Raw genomic sequence first — 18,540 nt, 5'->3', positions numbered from 1 at the left:
ACCATATAAATATTTAATAGTGAAAATTATCATCACAAACCAGGACGACGATCATACTTTTTCAAAATGACTGGCATCTTTCCCCCGCTTTCCGCCACACTAGTCGCAGAGAAACGCATTAAGGATCGAGCATGTCAGACCATGAAAACCTGCTGCTGAAGCTACGCCAGGAGGCTTCCGGGTACAGCCCAACACAACAAAAACTCGGTGAGTTTGTCCTCAGCGATCCAGCCCGGGTGCTCTACCTGACGATCACCGAGCTGGCGCGCGAGAGCCACACCAGCGAGGCCAGCGTCACGCGTCTTTGCCGGACGCTGGGCTGCAAGGGCTATAACGAATTTAAAATGGCGCTTGCGCTGGATATTCAGCAGGGCCAGCCCGCGCGTCAGGCGGGGGATGAGATTGATCACGTGGTGGATGAGTCGGTGCAGGCATTGCAGGATACCGCCAGGCTTCTTGACCGCGCGCTGCTTGAAAAGGCCGCGCTGGCGCTGCATCAGGCGCAGTCGGTGCAGATTTATGGCGTTGCGGCCAGCGCGATCCTCGGGGAGTATCTCCACTACAAGCTGTTGCGTCTGGGGAAACCCGCACAGCTGTTTAGCGATATGCACCGCGCGGCCATGAATGCGACAACGCTTTCAAAAGAGACCCTGGTGGTGGCTATCTCCAGCTCGGGTTCAACGCGGGATTTACTCCACGTGGTGAAGCTTGCCCGCAAACGTGGCGTTAAGGTACTGGCGCTCAGCAATACGCCCCGCAGCCCGCTGGCGTCCCTGAGCGACATGCAGCTGGTGGCCGCCAAGCCAGAGGGGCCGCTTAGCGCGGGCGCGCTCAATGCTAAGGTTGGGGTCATGCTGCTGGTCGAGCTGCTGACTACGTCCCTGATTGCGCTGGATGGTCATTACGGCGACGTTAGCCAGCAAACAGCCAGCGCCACGCTTCCCCTTTTACTCTGAAAATCATTCGCAGGCTAAATAAAACAGCCTGCGTCTTGTGTCGTCTGATTTACGTTAAGGGGGGGTTAAATCATTTATTCGGTAAATGTTTGGTGTAACAAAGTATTATATTTATTACATTTTGAATTAAGCTCATCACCTGGTGGTTAAGAAATAAAAAACTCAAAAATCAACAGTTTAAAATATTAATCTTAATAAATTGAATTTTTACCCAGCCTGTAATGTCCAATATCTCCACCTGATTTCCTTTCCTTAAAATAAGCTTAAGATGCTGTCGGTTTCGGCGATTTATTATTTAAATGCCGTTTACTTTTGCGCGCCTACAATCCGCCTCATCAATCATAATGAGACGGTATTAATGAAGATGTTATTGATTACAGGCGTGACCGGATTTCTGGGCGGTGCAGTTCTTGAAAAAATCCTGACCAACGATCAATCCGTAGAACTCCTTTTGCTTGCGCGTGCCGGCGATCCGCAGAGCGGGCTGGAGCGCGTGCTGGAGAATATGCACAAGTTCAACGTTCCTGAGGACAAACTGGCCTCCCTGACGGTGGATAATATCCTGACTGGCGACCTCAGCCAGCCTGAAGCCTTCCTGAACGATCCCCGTCTGGATCGGGTCACGCATGTCGTGAACTGTGCGGCCGTCGCCTCATTTGGTAACAACCCGCTGATCTGGAAGGTCAACGTTGAAGGTACGCTCGCGCTGGCGCGCCGTATGGAGCAGGTCACAGGACTGCAGCGTTTCCTCCACGTCGGCACCGCGATGTCATGCACGCCGGAGCAGGATTCCCTGGTCGCCGAAAGCGCTGAATTCAGAGAGAATGCTGAACACCTGGTGGAATACACGTTTTCGAAGTCAACCATCGAACAGCTGATGCGCCAGGAATGTCCGAACCTGCCGCTGCTCATCGCTCGTCCGTCCATCGTTGTCGGCCATACCCGCCACGGCTGCACGCCGTCGAGCAGCATTTTCTGGGTCTTCAGCATGGGCCTGATGCTGCAGAAGTTTATGTGCTCCATGGAAGACAGGATCGACGTTGTTCCGGTGGATTATTGCGCCGACGCGCTGTTAATGCTGCTGAACAGCAACGCGCGTCCGGGGGAAGTGGTACACATTTCTGCCGGTGAAGAGAATAGCGTTCGCTTTGCGGATATCGATCAGGCGATGGCGCAGGCGCTGGAGAAAGCCCCCGTCGGGGATAAATATGCGCAGGTTAGCTACGAAACGCTGGTCAGAATGCGCCGCGAGCTGAAAACGATTTTTGGCCCGTGCAACGAACGTCTGATGCTAAAAGCCATGCGGTTATACGGTGCGTTTGCCACGCTTAACGTGCGCTTCAGCAACGATAAGCTGCTGAGCATGGGGATGCCGAAGCCACCCCGGTTTACGGATTATATCGCCCGCTGCGTGCAAACCACCCAGGGGCTGACGATTCCGGAGCAAATGGCGGTCGATTTTAAATAGCCAAAAAAAATGCCAGTCATTCGACTGGCATTTTCATTTTAAGGCTTAGGCGATTATGCCTGGCCTTTGATCTCTTTACGACCGTTGTATGGTGCTTTTTCGCCCAGCGCTTCTTCGATACGAATCAGCTGGTTGTATTTAGCAACACGGTCAGAACGGCTCATAGAACCGGTTTTGATCTGGCCTGCAGCGGTACCCACAGCCAGGTCAGCAATGGTAGCGTCTTCAGTTTCGCCAGAACGGTGAGAGATAACCGCGGTGTAGCCAGCGTCTTTCGCCATTTTGATCGCAGCCAGCGTTTCGGTCAGGGAACCGATCTGGTTGAATTTGATCAGAATGGAGTTAACGATGCCTTTCTCGATGCCTTCTTTCAGGATCTTGGTGTTGGTTACGAACAGGTCGTCACCCACCAGCTGGATTTTGTCGCCCAGTACTTTAGTCTGGTATGCGAAGCCAGCCCAGTCAGACTCGTCCAGACCGTCTTCGATAGACACGATTGGGTACTGTTTGGTCAGGTCTTCCAGGAAGTGAGTGAACTCTTCGGAGGTGAACGCTTTGTTGCCTTCGCCAGCCAGAACGTATTTACCGTCTTTGTAGAATTCAGATGCTGCACAGTCCATCGCCAGGGTGATGTCTTTGCCCAGCTCGTAGCCAGCAGCTTTTACTGCTTCTGCGATAACAGCCAGAGCTTCTGCGTTAGAACCCAGGTTTGGCGCATAGCCACCTTCGTCACCAACAGCCGTGTTCATGCCTTTAGCTTTCAGAACTTTAGCCAGGTTGTGGAACACTTCAGAACCCATACGTACTGCTTCTTTCAGGGATTTCGCGCCAACTGGCTGAATCATGAATTCCTGAATATCAACGTTGTTGTCTGCGTGCTCACCACCGTTGATGATGTTCATCATTGGTACAGGCATGGAGTATTTGCCTGGGGTGCCGTTCAGTTCTGCGATGTGCTCGAACAGTGGCATACCTTTCGCAGCCGCAGCCGCTTTGGCGTTTGCCAGAGAAACGGCCAGGATTGCGTTCGCACCGAAGTTAGATTTGTTTTCAGTACCGTCCAGATCGATCATGATCTTGTCGATGCCAGCCTGGTCTTTGGCGTCTTTGCCAATGATTGCCTGAGCAATAGGACCGTTTACAGCGCCAACCGCTTTCAGTACGCCTTTACCCAGGAAGCGAGATTTGTCGCCATCGCGCAGTTCCAGCGCTTCGCGGGAACCGGTAGAAGCACCTGATGGAGCAGCAGCCATACCAACGAAACCACCTTCCAGGTGAACTTCGGCTTCAACGGTCGGGTTACCACGGGAGTCGATGATTTCACGACCGATGACTTTAACGATTTTGGACATTAGATTTTCCTCAGTACAAGTTAAACTAAAACTCCAGACAAACAACGCGTACCCAAGGTACGCGTTGCCGTTCTAACTTTTTTTACTTCGCCTGACGCTTCTGGTAGTCGCTGGCGGCCTTCACAAAGCCTGCAAACAGCGGATGCCCGTCACGTGGCGTTGAAGTAAATTCCGGGTGGAACTGGCAGGCGACAAACCACGGATGGTTTGGCACTTCAATGATCTCGACTAACTGATCATCCCCGGAGCGTCCCGCAACACGCAGGCCCGCGGCTTCAATAGGCTTCAACAACATGTTGTTGACTTCATAGCGGTGACGATGGCGCTCGGTGATGACCGGCTCGCCATACAGTTTGCGAACCACGCTATCGTCAGTCAGCTGGCAGGCCTGTGCGCCAAGACGCATGGTGCCACCCAGATCGCTCTTCTCGGTACGGACTTCGACGTTACCTTCTTCGTCACGCCATTCGGTGATAAGCGCCACAACAGGGTACTTACAGTCTGGCACAAATTCCGTAGAGTTCGCGTTTTCCATTCCCGCTACGTTGCGCGCAAATTCGATCAGCGCAACCTGCATACCCAGACAGATGCCGAGGTATGGAATATTGTTTTCACGCGCATAGCGCGCGGTGGCGATCTTGCCTTCTACACCACGGTAGCCGAAGCCGCCAGGGATAAGAATAGCATCCAGATCTTTCAGGATTTCAACGCCACGCGTTTCAACATCCTGCGAATCAATCAGCTTGATGTTCACGGAGACACGGTTCTTCAGACCACCGTGTTTCAGCGCTTCGATCACGGACTTATAGGCATCCGGCAGCTCAATGTACTTGCCGACCATACCGATAGTCACTTCGCCTGCCGGGTTGGCTTCTTCGTAAATAACCTGTTCCCATTCAGACAGGTTAGCTTCCGGACAGTTCAAGCTGAATCGTTTACAAATATAATCGTCCAGGCCCTGAGATTTCAACAGGCCCGGGATTTTATAAATGGAATCGACATCTTTCATTGAAATAACGGCTTTTTCAGGCACGTTACAGAACAATGCAATTTTCGCACGTTCGTTCGCCGGAATGGCGCGATCGGAACGGCAAACCAGGATGTCAGGCTGAATACCGATAGAGAGCAGCTCTTTAACAGAGTGCTGAGTCGGTTTGGTTTTCACTTCACCTGCAGCGGCCATGTACGGCACCAGCGTCAGGTGCATGAACAGCGCGTGTTCACGACCAATGTCTACCGCCAGCTGACGAATCGCTTCGAGGAACGGCAGGGATTCGATATCCCCCACGGTACCGCCGATTTCAACCAGCACAACGTCATGCCCTTCGCCACCGGCAAGGACACGCTCTTTGATGGCGTTAGTGATGTGTGGGATAACCTGCACGGTCGCGCCCAGATAGTCACCACGGCGCTCTTTACGCAGAACATCAGAGTAGATGCGGCCAGTCGTGAAGTTATTACGACGGGTCATTTTGGTACGAATAAAACGCTCGTAGTGGCCAAGATCCAGATCGGTTTCAGCGCCGTCTTCAGTAACGAACACTTCCCCGTGTTGGGTTGGGCTCATGGTGCCCGGATCGACGTTGATGTACGGATCCAGTTTCATCATGGTCACATTGAGGCCACGGGCTTCAAGAATGGCTGCGAGGGAGGCTGCGGCAATGCCTTTACCCAGAGAGGATACGACCCCGCCGGTCACAAAAATATAGTTCGTTGTCATGCTGAACCTGAGAAGTTAGGGTGAAACGATGGAATAACCAGGACGGGAAAGTAGTATACCCGAACACGGCGAGCGCCACAAACTTTCATTCTCAGTCTCCATTCCAGGCCATGACAAACATAAGGAGTGAGAAAATAGCCCCTTTTGGGTAAATGTTTTTGACGCAAATCAAGCGCTTGTCATTTAAAAAATCACACAAATTGCGCTTGATCGCAAAATTTCGTTAGAGATCAGATTCCTGGCGCTTTACTTCCTGCCAGACTTCTTCCATCGCGTCGAGGTCAATCCCGGTCATTTCCAGGCCTCGCGAGGCGACAATCCGCTCTACTTCGCGAAAGCGGCGTTCGAATTTCAGGTTGGCTTTTTGCAGTGCCGTTTCCGCTTTTACACCCAGGTGGCGAGAAAGGTTGACGGTCGCGAACAGCAGGTCACCCATCTCTTCCTCAAGCTTTGCTTCATCCACCACCGCCTGCTGCGCTTCGTGCATGACTTCGTCAATCTCTTCGTGCACTTTATCCAGCACCGGGCCGAGGGAGGTCCAGTCAAACCCCACCGCGGAGCAGCGTTTCTGGATTTTGTGCGCGCGCATCAGCGCGGGCAGGCTCAGCGGGATATCATCCAGCGCGGAGTGCAGGGATTTTTCTGCCCGCTCGGCACTTTTGATCTGCTCCCAGCGGGCCAGCACTTCGGTGCTGTTTCCTGCGGTAGCATCACCGAAAATATGGGGATGACGGCGCTCAAGCTTGTCGCTGATGGCAGCGCAAATATCGTCAAAGTTAAAGCGCCCTTCTTCCTGCGCCATCTGCGCGTAGAACACCACCTGGAACAGCAGATCGCCCAGCTCGCCGCGCAGGTCGTCAAAATCTTCACGGGAGATAGCGTCCAGCACCTCGTAGGTCTCTTCAAGGGTGTACGGGGCGATGGTGGCGAAAGTCTGCTCTTTGTCCCACGGGCAGCCGTTTTCCGGGTCGCGCAGGCGCTTCATGATGCCGAGCAGGCGGTCGATTTGAGTCATAGTTCTGTCCTGATGAAAAAATGCCGGGTGGCGGCGTTGCCTTACCCGGCCTACGGAAGAGGATGTTTAGCCGCCGTGCAGACGACGCGCGTCAATCACATCCGGCACCTGGTTCAGCTTGCCGAGCACGCGGCCCAGCACCTGCAGGTTGTAGATTTCGATAGTCATATCGATGGTGGCAAGCTGCTCGCGGGTATCGCTGCGGCTGGCGACACCCAGCACGTTGACCTTCTCGTTGGCGAGAATGGTCGTGATGTCACGCAGCAGGCCGCTGCGGTCATTGGCGGTAACGCGTACCACCAGCGAATAGCCAGCGGAATAGCTTTCCCCCCAGACCGCTTCCACGATGCGCTCCGGCGCATGGGACTGAAGCTCGGCAAGCTGGTCGCAGTCGGAACGGTGAATCGAAATTCCGCGCCCCTGGGTGATAAAGCCGACGATATCGTCCCCTGGGATTGGCTGACAGCAGCGGGCAATGTGGTGCATCAGGTTACCGACACCTTCGACCACCACGCGGCCGTTGTCCTTGCTGCGCTGCTGCGGCGCGTAGGTTTTCTGCTGCAGCTGCTTCAGCGCCGCCGCGTCCTGCTCTTCCGCGCTTGGCTTATTGAACTGCGCCTGCAGGAAGTTCACCATCTGATTCAGACGAATATCACCGCCGCCAATGGCCGCTAACAGCTCATCAAGCTCGTTGAAGTTGTAGCGCGGCAGCAGGAATTTCTCCGCCTCTTTCAGGCTGATTCCGATATGCTCCAGCTCGTCGTCGAGGATCTGACGACCGGCAAGGATATTCTTGTCACGATCCTGTTTACGGAACCAGGCGTGAATTTTCGAGCGTCCGCGGCTGGTGGTGACATACCCCAGGTTCGGGTTAAGCCAGTCCCGGCTCGGGTTCGGCTGCTTCTGGGTAATGATTTCAATCTGGTCACCCATCTGCAGCTGATAGGTGAACGGTACGATACGCCCGCCAATTTTCGCCCCGATGCAGCGGTGTCCCACATCGCTGTGGATGTGGTAGGCAAAATCGAGCGGCGTAGAGCCCGCAGGCAGGTCGACAACGTCCCCTTTCGGCGTAAAGACATACACCCGATCGTCAAAGACCTGGCTGCGCACTTCGTCAAGCATCTCGCCGGAGTCGGCCATCTCTTCCTGCCACGCAATCAGCTTGCGCAGCCAGGCAATGCGGTCTTCGTGGCCTGAACGCGCCCCGCCGGACGTGCCTTCTTTGTATTTCCAGTGCGCGGCAACGCCCAGTTCGGCATCTTCATGCATCTGTTTGGTGCGGATCTGAATCTCGACCGTTTTACCGCCCGGGCCAAGCACCACGGTATGGATAGACTGATAGCCGTTCGGTTTGGGGTTGGCGACATAGTCATCGAACTCATCCGGCAGATGACGGAAATGCGTGTGTACTATCCCCAGCGCGGCGTAGCAGTCCTGCAGACGCTCCGCCACGATACGCACGGCACGCACGTCAAACAGCTCGTCAAAGGCGAGGTGTTTCTTCTGCATTTTGCGCCAGATGCTGTAGATATGCTTAGGCCGACCGTAGACTTCGGCGCGCACGTTCTCTTCTTTCATCGCCTGGCGCAAGCCACCGACAAACTCCTCGATATAGTGCTCGCGATCGATACGGCGCTCGTGCAGGAGTTTGGCAATGCGTTTATATTCCGCCGGGTGCAGATAGCGGAAGCAGTAATCTTCCAGCTCCCATTTCAGCTGACCAATCCCTAAGCGGTTCGCCAGCGGCGCATAGATGTTTGTACACTCTTTGGCGGCCAGCACGCGCTCGTCTTCCGGCGCATCCTTCACCTCTCGCAGGTGGGCAATACGCTCGGCCAGCTTGATGACCACGCAGCGGAAATCATCCACCATAGCCAGCAGCATCCGGCGAACGTTATCAACCTGTTCTGAGGAGACGGAATCGGTGTGCGCAGCTTTGAGCTGGCGGATGGCCGCCATATCGCGCACGCCGTGGATAAGCGCGACGACGGATTTCCCGACGCTGTCGCGCAGCACGTCTTCGCTTACCACGTCCGCATCCGCGAGGGGGAACAGCAGCGCGGCCTGCAGCGTTTCGATGTCCATATTCAGCATGGACAGGATTTCAACCATCTCCACGCCGCGCCACAGGAGAAGATCGGCGTCGGGATGCCCCTGCGTGGTGCGCAGACAATAGGCCCAGGTTTCGGTTAAGCGTTCACACGACTGCTGGCTGGAAATTCCCAGACTTGCGATCCATTTTTGTGGGTCAAACTCCCCAGCTTTATTGAGATGTGCACTTCTTACCGCAACCATTGTCCTCTCCTTTAGGGACCAGGGCCTGTCGAAGTCGACAAGCCAAACAAATTAGATGTGCTCGAACAACACCATCGATTCCAGATGCCCAGTGTGCGGGAACATGTCCAGCATTGCCAGACGCTGAATCTGGTAACCCGCGCTGAGTAATGCCTCGCTGTCCCGGGCAAGCGTTGCCGGGTTACAGGAAACATAGACCACACGCTTCGGCGCGAGTTTAATAATATGTGCCATCACGCCCGGGGCACCGGCACGTGCCGGGTCGAGCAAAATTTTATCAAAGCCCTGCTTTGCCCACGGCTGTTGGGTGACATCTTCCTCAAGATTTTGATGAAAGAATGTCACATTTTGCAAGCCGTTCTGCCGCGCGTTCTCCTGCCCTTTCGCCACCAGCGCCTCAACGCCTTCCACGCCGACGACGCTGGCCGCTTCTCGCGCCAGCGGCAGCGTGAAGTTGCCCATTCCGCAGAACAGATCGAGCACCCGGTCGCTTTTCTGAACATCCAGCCACGCCAGCGCTTTCGCCACCATCTGCTGGTTAACGCCATCATTGACCTGAATGAAATCTCGCGGACTGAACGTTAAGCGTAGCCCGTTTGACGCATACCAGGGCGCCTCACCGGTAACCTGTTCAAGTATCTCGCTTTGTGGTGCAAGGAAAAGCGCCAGGTCGTGGGAATGCGAAAAGCGTTCCAGTTTTTCGCGATCTTTTTTCGACAACGGCGCGGTATGGCGCAGCACCATCAGCGGGCCATTGTTTGCCATGACCAGTTCGACATGCCCAAGATGGCGAACGCCGTCCAGCCCGGAGAGGCAGATGCGCACTTCCGGAAGCAATGCCTCAAGATGGGGCACCAAAATGGGGCACTGCTTCACGTCAACGATGTCGCTGGAGCCGGCCTTGCGAAACCCCATCTCCAGCCGCTCCGTTTTTGGCTGATAGCTGAGACTCAGCCGGGCGCGACGACGATAGCCCCAGGGCTCATCGGCAAGAATTTCGTTAACGTCATGTTTAAGCAGACGCGCCAGCGCGCGGCTTTTACTTTTTTGCTGTAATTCTGTGCTCGCGTGCTGTTGCTGGCAGCCGCCGCACACGCCAAAATGAGGACAGCGAGGCGCCACACGCTCCGGGCTATCGTTGAGGCGACGCTTAACCTGCCCGCGCGCAAACTGGCGTTTATCTTCCGTCAGCGTAATTTCTGCTCGTTCTGTTGGCAGTAAACCTGTTATAAACAGAGTCTTACCATTGTGACGTGCCACTCCCTGACCAAACGGATCAAGGTCCGTGGCTTCAACGGTTATGATTTCACGCGTCGTCACGCGTCGCTTTGCAGAGTAGAATTGCGCCATCGCCGAGATTTTTCTCACATAAACATAATTATCTTAATTGTCCCATAACGGAACGCCATGACCAACTACAGCCTGCGCGCGCGCATGATGATTTTGATCCTCGCCCCCACCGTTCTCATCGGTTTGCTGCTGAGTATCTTCTTTGTGGTGCACCGCTATAACGATTTGCAGCGACAGCTGGAGGATGCAGGCGCCAGCATTATCGAACCGCTTGCCGTCTCCAGCGAGTACGGCATGAACCTGCAAAACCGCGAATCCATTGGGCAGTTAATCAGCGTACTCCACCGCCGCCACTCGGACATCGTACGCGCCATTTCCGTTTACGACGAACATAACCGCCTGTTTGTCACCTCGAACTTTCATCTCGATCCGGCAGCCCTGAAGATCCCGGACGGTACGCCGTTCCCGCGCCACCTCACCGTATTGCGGCGCGGCGATATCATGATCCTGCGCACGCCGATCGTGTCGGAAAGCTATTCCCCCGATGAGTCTGCGCAGTCCGACGCCAAATCCAGCAATAATATGCTGGGATATGTGGCGCTGGAGCTGGATCTCAAGTCGGTCCGGCTACAGCAGTACAAAGAGATTTTCATTTCCGGCGTGATGATGCTGTTCTGCATCGGCATTGCGCTGATCTTCGGCTGGCGCCTGATGCGCGACGTGACGGGTCCCATCCGCAACATGGTTAACACGGTTGACCGCATTCGCCGGGGACAGCTCGACAGCCGTGTGGAAGGGTTTATGCTGGGCGAGCTGGATATGCTGAAAAACGGCATCAACTCGATGGCGATGTCGCTGGCGGCGTATCACGAAGAGATGCAGCACAACGTTGACCAGGCGACGTCCGACCTGCGCGAAACGCTGGAGCAGATGGAGATCCAGAACGTTGAGCTGGATCTGGCGAAAAAGCGCGCTCAGGAAGCGGCGCGTATCAAATCGGAATTCCTTGCCAATATGTCGCACGAGTTGCGCACGCCGCTCAATGGCGTGATCGGCTTTACCCGGCTGACCCTGAAAAGCGAGCTGAATCCTACTCAGCGCGATCACCTGCACACCATTGAACGCTCGGCCAACAACCTGCTGGCGATCATCAACGACGTGCTGGACTTCTCCAAGCTGGAAGCGGGCAAGCTGATCCTCGAGAGTATTCCCTTCCCGCTGCGCAGCACGCTCGATGAAGTGGTGACGCTGCTCGCGCACTCGTCGCACGACAAAGGCCTTGAGCTGACGCTTAACATTAAAAACGACGTGCCGGATAACGTCATAGGCGATCCGCTGCGCCTGCAGCAGGTCATTACCAACCTTGTCGGGAATGCCATTAAATTCACCGAAAGCGGTAATATCGACGTCCTGGTAGAGAAACGCTCGATCAGCAGCAATAAGGTCCAGATTGAAGTCCAGATCCGCGATACCGGCATCGGCATTCCGGAGCGCGACCAGTCGCGTCTGTTCCAGGCGTTCCGTCAGGCGGATGCCAGTATCTCCCGCCGTCATGGCGGCACCGGTCTGGGACTGGTGATCACCCAGCGTCTGGTGAACGAGATGGGCGGCGATATCTCTTTCCACAGCCAGCCAAACCGCGGCTCAACCTTCTGGTTCCACATTAATCTGGACCTCAATCCGAACGTGCTGACCGATGGCCCGGTGACGGACTGCCTGAAAGGCAAGCGTCTGGCCTACGTTGAACCTAACGCTGCGGCGGCGCAGTGTGCGCTCGACATCTTAAGCACCACGCCGCTGGAGGTGGTCTACAGCCCAACCTTCTCCGCTCTGGCCGTTGAGCATTATGACATCCTGCTGATGGGGATCCCGGTCACCTTCACCGGCGAGCTGACCATGCAGCAAGAGCGGCTGGCGAAAGCCGCGTCGATGACCGACTACCTGCTGCTGGCGCTGCCTTGCCACGCGCAGCTCAATGCAGAAGAGTTGAAAAATGACGGGGCCGCCGCGTGTCTGCTGAAACCGCTCACTGCGACCCGCCTGCTGCCCGCGCTCACGGAATATTGCCGCCTCAGCCAGCATGCCCTCCCGATGATTGACGATGAGCAAAAATTGCCGATGAGCGTGATGGCGGTGGATGATAATCCGGCCAACCTGAAGCTCATTGGCGCATTGCTTGAAGACCAGGTTCAGCATGTTGAGCTGTGCACCAGCGGCGCGCAGGCGGTTGAACAGGCTAAGCAGATGCAGTTCGATTTAATCCTGATGGATATTCAGATGCCGGGCATGGACGGCATTCGGGCCTGCGAGCTGATCCACCAGCTGCCGCATCAGCAGCAAACGCCGGTTATTGCTGTCACCGCGCACGCGATGGCGGGCCAGAAGGAGAAGCTGCTGAGCGCCGGGATGAATGACTATCTGGCAAAGCCCATCGATGAAGAGAAACTTCATAGCCTGCTGTTGCGCTACAAGCCGGGTCATATTGGCGGAACGTACACGGTTTCCAGCGAGCAGGCTGAGATAAGTGTTAATCAGAACGCCACCTTTGACTGGCAGCTTGCGCTGCGCCAGGCGGCAGGTAAACCCGATCTCGCCCGCGGCATGCTGCAAATGCTGGTCGCGTTTCTGCCGGAAATTCGCAATAAGGTTGAAGAACAGCTGGTGGGCGAGAACCCGGAAGAGCTGCTGGAAGCGATCCACAAGCTGCATGGCAGCTGCGGCTACAGCGGCGTACCGCGGCTGAAAAACCTCTGCCAGCTGCTGGAGCAACAGCTGCGCGCGGGTACGCCGGAATCGGAGCTTGAACCGGAGTTCCTGGAACTGCTGGATGAGATGGACAACGTGACACGGGAAGCGATGAAGGTGTTGGGGAGCTGAGGCAAAAGCCCGGTGGCGCTACGCTTACCGGGCCTACGGTTGCGGTTGCGGGTGCGGCCTGATGCCCTCACCCCGCCCCTCTCCCACGGGGAGAGGGAGAACTACATCCCCTGCCCCACTTTCAGGACCGCCGCGATATTCCTTGCGGCCATCTGTACATTCGCGCTGGCATTTTCCAGCGCGTCTTCCAGCGTGCAGATGGTGTAGATCACGCTAAACACAGCATCAATGCCGTGATCGTGTACCACGCCAACGTCCGCCGTCAGGCTGCCTGCAATGCCAATAACGGGTTTGTTAAAGCGTTTCGCCACCTTCGCCACCCCCACCGGGACTTTGCCGTGGATCGTCTGGCTGTCAATGCGGCCTTCCCCCGTGATCACCAGATCCGCATCGGCCACCTGATCGGCCAGGTGTAGCGCATCGGTCACGATCTCAATGCCCTGGCGCAGCTGCGCGCCGCAAAAGGCGTAGAGCGCCGCGCCCATGCCCCCCGCCGCGCCGCCGCCAGCAAGGTTCAGCACGTCGATATCCAGGTCCCGGACAATCACGCTTGCATAGTGCGCAAGCGCGTTGTCCAGGGTGACGATCATCTCGGGTGTGGCGCCCTTCTGCGGGCCGAATACCGCTGACGCGCCATCCTTCCCGGTAAGCGGATTGGTTACATCGCAGGCCACCTCAATCCGGCATTCCACCAGACGCTTGTCCAGCCCGCTCAGGTCGATACGCGCGAGTTTTCCCAGCTCGCCCCCGCCCTGCCCAAGAGGCTGTTCATTGTCGTCCAGCAGCTTCGCCCCCAGCGCCTGCACCATCCCTGCGCCGCCGTCGTTGGTAGCGCTGCCGCCAATGCCAATAATAATATGCTTAACGCCCACATCCAGCGCGTGACGAATCAGTTCGCCCGTGCCCCAGGAGGTGGTTTTCAGCGGATTACGCTGCGAAGGCGCAACCCGCTCCAGGCCGCTTGCCGCCGCCATTTCAATAAAGGCGCTCTGCTTATCTCCGGACAAGCCATAGAACCCCTCCACGCGCTCGCCCAGCGGGCCGGTCACCGGAACTTGCACAATGCTTCCCTGCGTTGCCGCGATCATCGCCTCAACCGTCCCTTCGCCACCGTCCGCGACCGGCAGCTTCACGTAAACCGCCTCGGGAAAGATCTCGCGAAAACCACGTTCTATCGCTGTCGCAACCTCAAGCGCACTCAAACTTTCCTTATACGAGTCCGGTGCGATAACAATTTTCATAAGCCATCCTTACGCATAGTTGTTACGTTAAGCATACACCACGTAAAAGACCGCTCATGGGAGCGGTCCCAATGCGTTTATCGTACCATGCACGGGCGTTTATTGTCGAATGTCCAGTCAGGGATGAGATACTGCATCGCCATCGCATCGTCGCGCGCGCCCAGACCGTGTTTCTGATACAGCTCATGGGCCTTCATGACCTGATCCATATCCAGCTCAACCCCCAGCCCCGGCGTGGAAGGCACCTGCACCATGCCACCTTTGATCTCAAACGGCTGCTTAGTGAGACGCTGATTACCTTCCTGCCAGATCCAGTGGGTGTCGATAGCAGTGATCGTGCCAGGCGCAGCGGCGGCGACGTGCGTGAACATCGCCAGCGAGATATCGAAGTGGTTGTTGGAGTGCGAACCCCAGGTCAGGCCAAACTCATGGCACATCTGCGCCACGCGCACCGAGCCCTGCATTGTCCAGAAGTGCGGGTCCGCCAGCGGGATATCCACCGATTGCAGAGAGAGCGTGTGCCCCATCTGACGCCAGTCGGTGGCGATCATATTGGTCGCGGTTGGCAGCCCTGTAGCGCGACGGAATTCTGCCATCACTTCACGGCCAGAGAAGCCTTGTTCAGCCCCACACGGATCTTCCGCATACGCCAGCACGCCTTTCAACTGCTTACCAATTTTGATCGCTTCATCAAGCGACCAGGCGCCGTTCGGATCCAGCGTCACGCGGGCCTGCGGGAAACGTTTTGCCAGCGCGGTGATGGCTTCCGCCTCTTCCTCCCCGGCCAGCACGCCGCCCTTCAGTTTGAAATCATTGAAGCCATATTTTTCATAAGCGGCTTCCGCCAGGCGCACCACCGCATCCGGGGTCATTGCCTCGTCGTGGCGAAGTCGGTACCAGTCGCATTGTTCTTCGGGCTGGCTCTGATACGGCAGTGGCGTCAGCTTGCGGTCGCCGACAAAGAACAGATAGCCCAGCATTTCCACTTCGCTGCGCTGCTGACCCTCGCCCAGCAGCGACGCAACGTTAACGCCCAGATGCTGGCCCAGCAGATCCAGCATCGCGGCTTCAATTCCGGTCACCACGTGGATGGTGGTGCGCAGATCGAAGGTCTGCAGGCCCCGGCCCCCGGCATCGCGATCGGCAAAGGTATTGCGCACGGTGTTCAGAACATTTTTATACGCCCCCAGCGTTTTGCCCACCACCAGCGGAATGGCCTCTTCCAGGGTTTTGCGGATCTTCTCCCCGCCCGGAATTTCGCCCACGCCGGTATGGCCAGCATTGTCTTTGATAATGACAATGTTGCGGGTAAAGAACGGCGCGTGCGCGCCGCTCAGGTTCATCAACATGCTGTCATGGCCCGCTACCGGAATAATCTGCATGGCGGTGACGACAGGGGTAGATAAAGTACTCATCATTCAATCCTTTTATCAGTGACGTCCGAAAACAGGGCGCTTACGGTCAAATGTCCAGCCGGGAATAAGGTACTGCATCGGGCCCGCGTCGTTACGCGCGCCGCCCGGCAATTTTTTATACGCCTCATGGGCTTTCTGGATCCGATCCCAGTCCAGCTCCACGCCCAGGCCCGGCGCATCCGGTACGGCAATTTTGCCCTCTGTGATTTCCAGCGGATTTTTCGTCAGGCGGGCTTCGCCTTCCTGCCAAATCCAGTGGGTGTCGATGGCGGTCGGGTTACCCGGCGCTGCGGCGCCAACGTGGGTAAACATCGCCAGCGAAATATCAAAGTGATTGTTCGAGTGACAGCCCCAGGTGAGCCCCCAGTCATCGCACAGCTGGGCCACGCGCACTGCGCCGGAGAGCGTCCAGAAGTGCGGGTCCGCCAGCGGTATGTCGACGGCGTTCAGCATCACCGCGTGCCCCATTTCGCGCCAGTTCGTGGCGACCATATTGGTCGCCACCGGCAGCCCGGTGGCACGACGGAACTCGGCCATCACTTCGCGGCCCGAGAAGCCCTGCTCCGCGCCGCAGGGGTCTTCCGCATAGGTCAGAACATCCCCCAGCCCTTTGCACAGGCTAATGGCTTCATCCAGCAGCCATGCGCCGTTGGGATCGACGGTGATCCGTGCATCCGGGAAGCGCCGTTTCAGCGCCCGGGCCGTTTCAATCTCCTGCTCGCCGGGCAGCACGCCGCCCTTCAGCTTGAAATCCTTAAAGCCGTAGCGATCCTGCGCCGCCTCGGCCAGCCGCACCACCGCGTCGCTGGAGAGCGCTTCCTGGTGGCGCAACTGATACCAGTCGTGGTCGCCCGCGGTTCGGGCCAGATAGGGGAGGTCGGTTTTATTGCGATCGCCAACGTAGAACAGATAGCCCAGCACGGTGACCGCATCGCGCTGTTTGCCGGGCCCCAGCAGTTCGCAGACCGGGACATTGAGCGCCTTCCCCAGTAAATCAAGCAGAGCCGCTTCCAGGGCAGCAACCGCGTTGACGCGCAGTTCAAACGTCCAGGCACCTTTACCGAACGTCTCAAAGTCTGCCGACTGATTGCCCTTATGCACCCGCTGAACCACCTTGTTCAGGCGGGCAATCTCCTGCCCCACGACCTGCGGAATGGCATCGACCAGCGTCTGGTAAATCACCTCTCCGCCTGGCGCCTCGCCCACGCCGGTATTTCCTGCGCTGTCTTTCAGCACCACGATATTACGGGTAAACCAGGCGTTATGCGCACCGCCAATATTGAGCAGCATGCTGTCCTGCCCGGCCACCGGGATGACCTTCATCTCAGTGATCGTTGGGCTCGATTGCGTTGTCATCAGCCACGCTCCGCAACAGGTTTAAGTTCGACGCGTTTGATATCCCCCACCAGCACCAGGTAACTCAGGACCGCCACCAGCGCATGCACACCCACGTAGATTAGCGCACCGTTGAACGATCCGGTGGTGCCGACGATGTAGCCGATAGCGATGGGTGTAACAATCCCGGAGATGTTACCGAACATGTTGAACAGACCGCCGCTCAGGCCGCTGATCTCTTTCGGGGCCGTATCCGCCATCACCGCCCAGCCCAGCGCGCCAATGCCTTTGCCGAAGAAGGCCATCGCCATAAAGCCGATAATCATCCACTCGGCATTGACGTAGTTACAGAACACCATGGTCATGGAGAGCAGCATGCCGAGCACGATAGGCGTTTTACGCGCGATGTTCAGGGAACCGGTGCGGCGCATTAGCCAGTCGGAAATGACCCCGCCGAGCACGCCTCCCACGAAACCGCAGATAGCCGGAACCGAGGCGACAAACCCCGCTTTCAGAATCGACATGCCGCGTGCCTGCACCAGGTAAACCGGGAACCAGGTGATGAAAAAGTAGGTCAAGGCGTTGATACAGTACTGGCCCAGATAGATCCCGATCATCATGCGCGAGCCAACGAGCTGCCTGATCTGCGCCCATTTCTGGCTGAACGGCACTTTCGCCGTCGAGGATTTCTGATCCATGTTGATCAGCGCACCACCTTCTGCAATGTACTCCAGCTCTTTTCTGTTTACGCCAGGGTGCTGGTTGGGTTCGTGGATCACTTTCAGCCAGATAAAGCTGATGACGATCCCGAGTCCGCCCATAAAGAAGAACACGTGCGACCAGCCCACCTCATGGGTCAGCCAGCCCATAATGGGCGCAAAGATCACCGTCGCGAAGTACTGTGCGGAGTTAAAAATAGCCACCGCCGTTCCCCTCTCCTGCGCCGGGAACCAGGCCGCCACAATGCGGCTGTTGCCCGGGAAGGAAGGCGCTTCCGCTAACCCCACCAGGAAGCGCAGCGTGAAGAGCGCCACGATAATGCCGAAGCCGCTGAAGATATCGACGAAGCCCTGCAGCAGGGTAAAGGCAGACCAGATAAAGATGGACCAGAAATAGACCCGTTTAGAGCCAAAGCGGTCCAGCAGCCAGCCGCCAGGAATTTGCCCGATGACGTAGGCCCACGAGAAGGCGGAGAAAACGTAACCCATGCCCACGGGATCGAGGCCGATATCTTTTGCCATTTCCGAGCCGGCAATCGACAGCGTGGCGCGGTCACCATAGTTAAAGGACGTGACGATAAACAGCATCACCACTATCCAGTAGCGGGCATTGGTGCGCTTTTCAGCGCTGCTCGCTGCGTGGCTTAATGAACTCATTGTTGCACTCCTGAAACATAGCTTTCGCCTGGTTCATTCTGTACAGCACCGGTAGGGTAAGCAGAATGAGATTAATTTTGTCGTTTTGGTACGGCCTGAAGCCGTTTTATCGTGACCGGAAAAGTATATGAAGGAGTGCCTCTTCACCTCACCGTGCAAATACACAGTATTAAAGGGTGTGAAGGAGGTTGTTTAGG

General features: G+C 56.5%; 12 protein-coding genes. 3 read left to right on the top strand and 9 right to left on the bottom strand.

Annotated features, from left to right (window positions below):
- Positions 1–131 precede the first annotated feature (131 nt).
- The gene (locus tag CWR52_RS17025; RefSeq protein ID WP_104950209.1) at positions 132–956 is read left to right on the top strand and encodes a MurR/RpiR family transcriptional regulator; all 825 of its coding nucleotides are present in this window, start codon (positions 132–134) and stop codon (positions 954–956) included.
- A gap of 358 nt (positions 957–1,314) precedes the next feature.
- Positions 1,315–2,424, top strand: coding sequence for an SDR family oxidoreductase (locus tag CWR52_RS17020; RefSeq protein ID WP_104950208.1), 1,110 nt, complete (start codon positions 1,315–1,317; stop codon positions 2,422–2,424).
- A 53-nt stretch (positions 2,425–2,477) separates the two neighbouring features.
- Here CWR52_RS17020 and eno read toward each other — a convergent pair whose 3' ends face one another.
- The 5 genes from eno to rlmD form a co-directional block, all read right to left on the bottom strand.
- Positions 2,478–3,776: a phosphopyruvate hydratase gene (eno, locus tag CWR52_RS17015; protein ID WP_024909267.1), complete on the bottom strand. Its 1,299-nt coding sequence runs from the start codon at positions 3,774–3,776 to the stop codon at positions 2,478–2,480.
- A gap of 82 nt (positions 3,777–3,858) precedes the next feature.
- Entirely contained in the window at positions 3,859–5,496 is a 1,638-nt protein-coding gene (gene pyrG / locus CWR52_RS17010; RefSeq protein WP_104950207.1) for a glutamine hydrolyzing CTP synthase, read from the bottom strand.
- Between the two features lie 223 nt (positions 5,497–5,719).
- Positions 5,720–6,511: a nucleoside triphosphate pyrophosphohydrolase gene (gene mazG / locus CWR52_RS17005; RefSeq protein ID WP_104950206.1), complete on the bottom strand. Its 792-nt coding sequence runs from the start codon at positions 6,509–6,511 to the stop codon at positions 5,720–5,722.
- A 66-nt stretch (positions 6,512–6,577) separates the two neighbouring features.
- Positions 6,578–8,809 carry a GTP diphosphokinase gene (gene relA, locus CWR52_RS17000; protein ID WP_008499628.1) on the bottom strand — a complete coding sequence of 744 codons (2,232 nt, stop codon included), beginning with the start codon at positions 8,807–8,809 and terminating at the stop codon, positions 6,578–6,580.
- Positions 8,810–8,860: 51 nt separating this feature from the next.
- The gene (rlmD, locus tag CWR52_RS16995; RefSeq protein WP_104950205.1) at positions 8,861–10,159 is read right to left on the bottom strand and encodes a 23S rRNA (uracil(1939)-C(5))-methyltransferase RlmD; all 1,299 of its coding nucleotides are present in this window, start codon (positions 10,157–10,159) and stop codon (positions 8,861–8,863) included.
- Positions 10,160–10,216: 57 nt separating this feature from the next.
- On the opposite strand from rlmD, the gene barA reads away from it, so the two are divergent.
- The gene (barA, locus tag CWR52_RS16990) at positions 10,217–12,976 is read left to right on the top strand and encodes a two-component sensor histidine kinase BarA (RefSeq protein ID WP_104950204.1); all 2,760 of its coding nucleotides are present in this window, start codon (positions 10,217–10,219) and stop codon (positions 12,974–12,976) included.
- Between the two features lie 101 nt (positions 12,977–13,077).
- Here barA and CWR52_RS16985 read toward each other — a convergent pair whose 3' ends face one another.
- The 4 genes from CWR52_RS16985 to gudP form a co-directional block, all read right to left on the bottom strand.
- A complete protein-coding gene (locus CWR52_RS16985) occupies positions 13,078–14,217 on the bottom strand; it encodes a glycerate kinase (protein ID WP_104950203.1) in 1,140 nt (379 codons plus the stop codon).
- A gap of 77 nt (positions 14,218–14,294) precedes the next feature.
- Positions 14,295–15,635 (bottom strand): glucarate dehydratase, encoded by a 1,341-nt coding sequence (gene gudD / locus CWR52_RS16980; protein WP_104950202.1) that lies wholly within the window; start codon positions 15,633–15,635, stop codon positions 14,295–14,297.
- A gap of 12 nt (positions 15,636–15,647) precedes the next feature.
- On the bottom strand, positions 15,648–16,988 hold the full coding sequence (locus tag CWR52_RS16975; RefSeq protein WP_104950201.1) for an enolase C-terminal domain-like protein: 1,341 nt from the start codon (positions 16,986–16,988) through the stop codon (positions 15,648–15,650).
- On the bottom strand, positions 16,988–18,343 hold the full coding sequence (gudP, locus tag CWR52_RS16970; RefSeq protein WP_104950200.1) for a galactarate/glucarate/glycerate transporter GudP: 1,356 nt from the start codon (positions 18,341–18,343) through the stop codon (positions 16,988–16,990). Before gudP ends, CWR52_RS16975 begins: the two co-directional genes overlap by 1 nt.
- Positions 18,344–18,540: the final 197 nt, after the last annotated feature.

The sequence above is a fragment of the Enterobacter sp. SGAir0187 genome (genome assembly GCF_002952735.2).
Taxonomy (GTDB): Bacteria; Pseudomonadota; Gammaproteobacteria; order Enterobacterales; family Enterobacteriaceae; genus Enterobacter; species Enterobacter quasiroggenkampii.
The sequence above is the reverse complement of the archived record's forward strand: the minus strand, read 5'-3'. Positions and strand labels throughout refer to the sequence as shown.

Bases quoted from the DNA above. Each gene is read 5' to 3' on its own strand.
- CWR52_RS16975 (WP_104950201.1), bottom strand. From the start codon at position 16,988: ATGACAACGCAATCGAGCCCAACGATCACTGAGATGAAGGTCATCCCG.
- CWR52_RS17020 (WP_104950208.1), top strand. From the start codon at position 1,315: ATGAAGATGTTATTGATTACAGGCGTGACCGGATTTCTGGGCGGTGCA.
- relA (WP_008499628.1), bottom strand. From the start codon at position 8,809: ATGGTTGCGGTAAGAAGTGCACATCTCAATAAAGCTGGGGAGTTTGAC.
- pyrG (WP_104950207.1), bottom strand. From the start codon at position 5,496: ATGACAACGAACTATATTTTTGTGACCGGCGGGGTCGTATCCTCTCTG.
- gudD (WP_104950202.1), bottom strand. From the start codon at position 15,635: ATGATGAGTACTTTATCTACCCCTGTCGTCACCGCCATGCAGATTATT.
- barA (WP_104950204.1), top strand. From the start codon at position 10,217: ATGACCAACTACAGCCTGCGCGCGCGCATGATGATTTTGATCCTCGCC.
- mazG (WP_104950206.1), bottom strand. From the start codon at position 6,511: ATGACTCAAATCGACCGCCTGCTCGGCATCATGAAGCGCCTGCGCGAC.
- CWR52_RS16985 (WP_104950203.1), bottom strand. From the start codon at position 14,217: ATGAAAATTGTTATCGCACCGGACTCGTATAAGGAAAGTTTGAGTGCG.
- rlmD (WP_104950205.1), bottom strand. From the start codon at position 10,159: ATGGCGCAATTCTACTCTGCAAAGCGACGCGTGACGACGCGTGAAATC.
- CWR52_RS17025 (WP_104950209.1), top strand. From the start codon at position 132: ATGTCAGACCATGAAAACCTGCTGCTGAAGCTACGCCAGGAGGCTTCC.
- eno (WP_024909267.1), bottom strand. From the start codon at position 3,776: ATGTCCAAAATCGTTAAAGTCATCGGTCGTGAAATCATCGACTCCCGT.
- gudP (WP_104950200.1), bottom strand. From the start codon at position 18,343: ATGAGTTCATTAAGCCACGCAGCGAGCAGCGCTGAAAAGCGCACCAAT.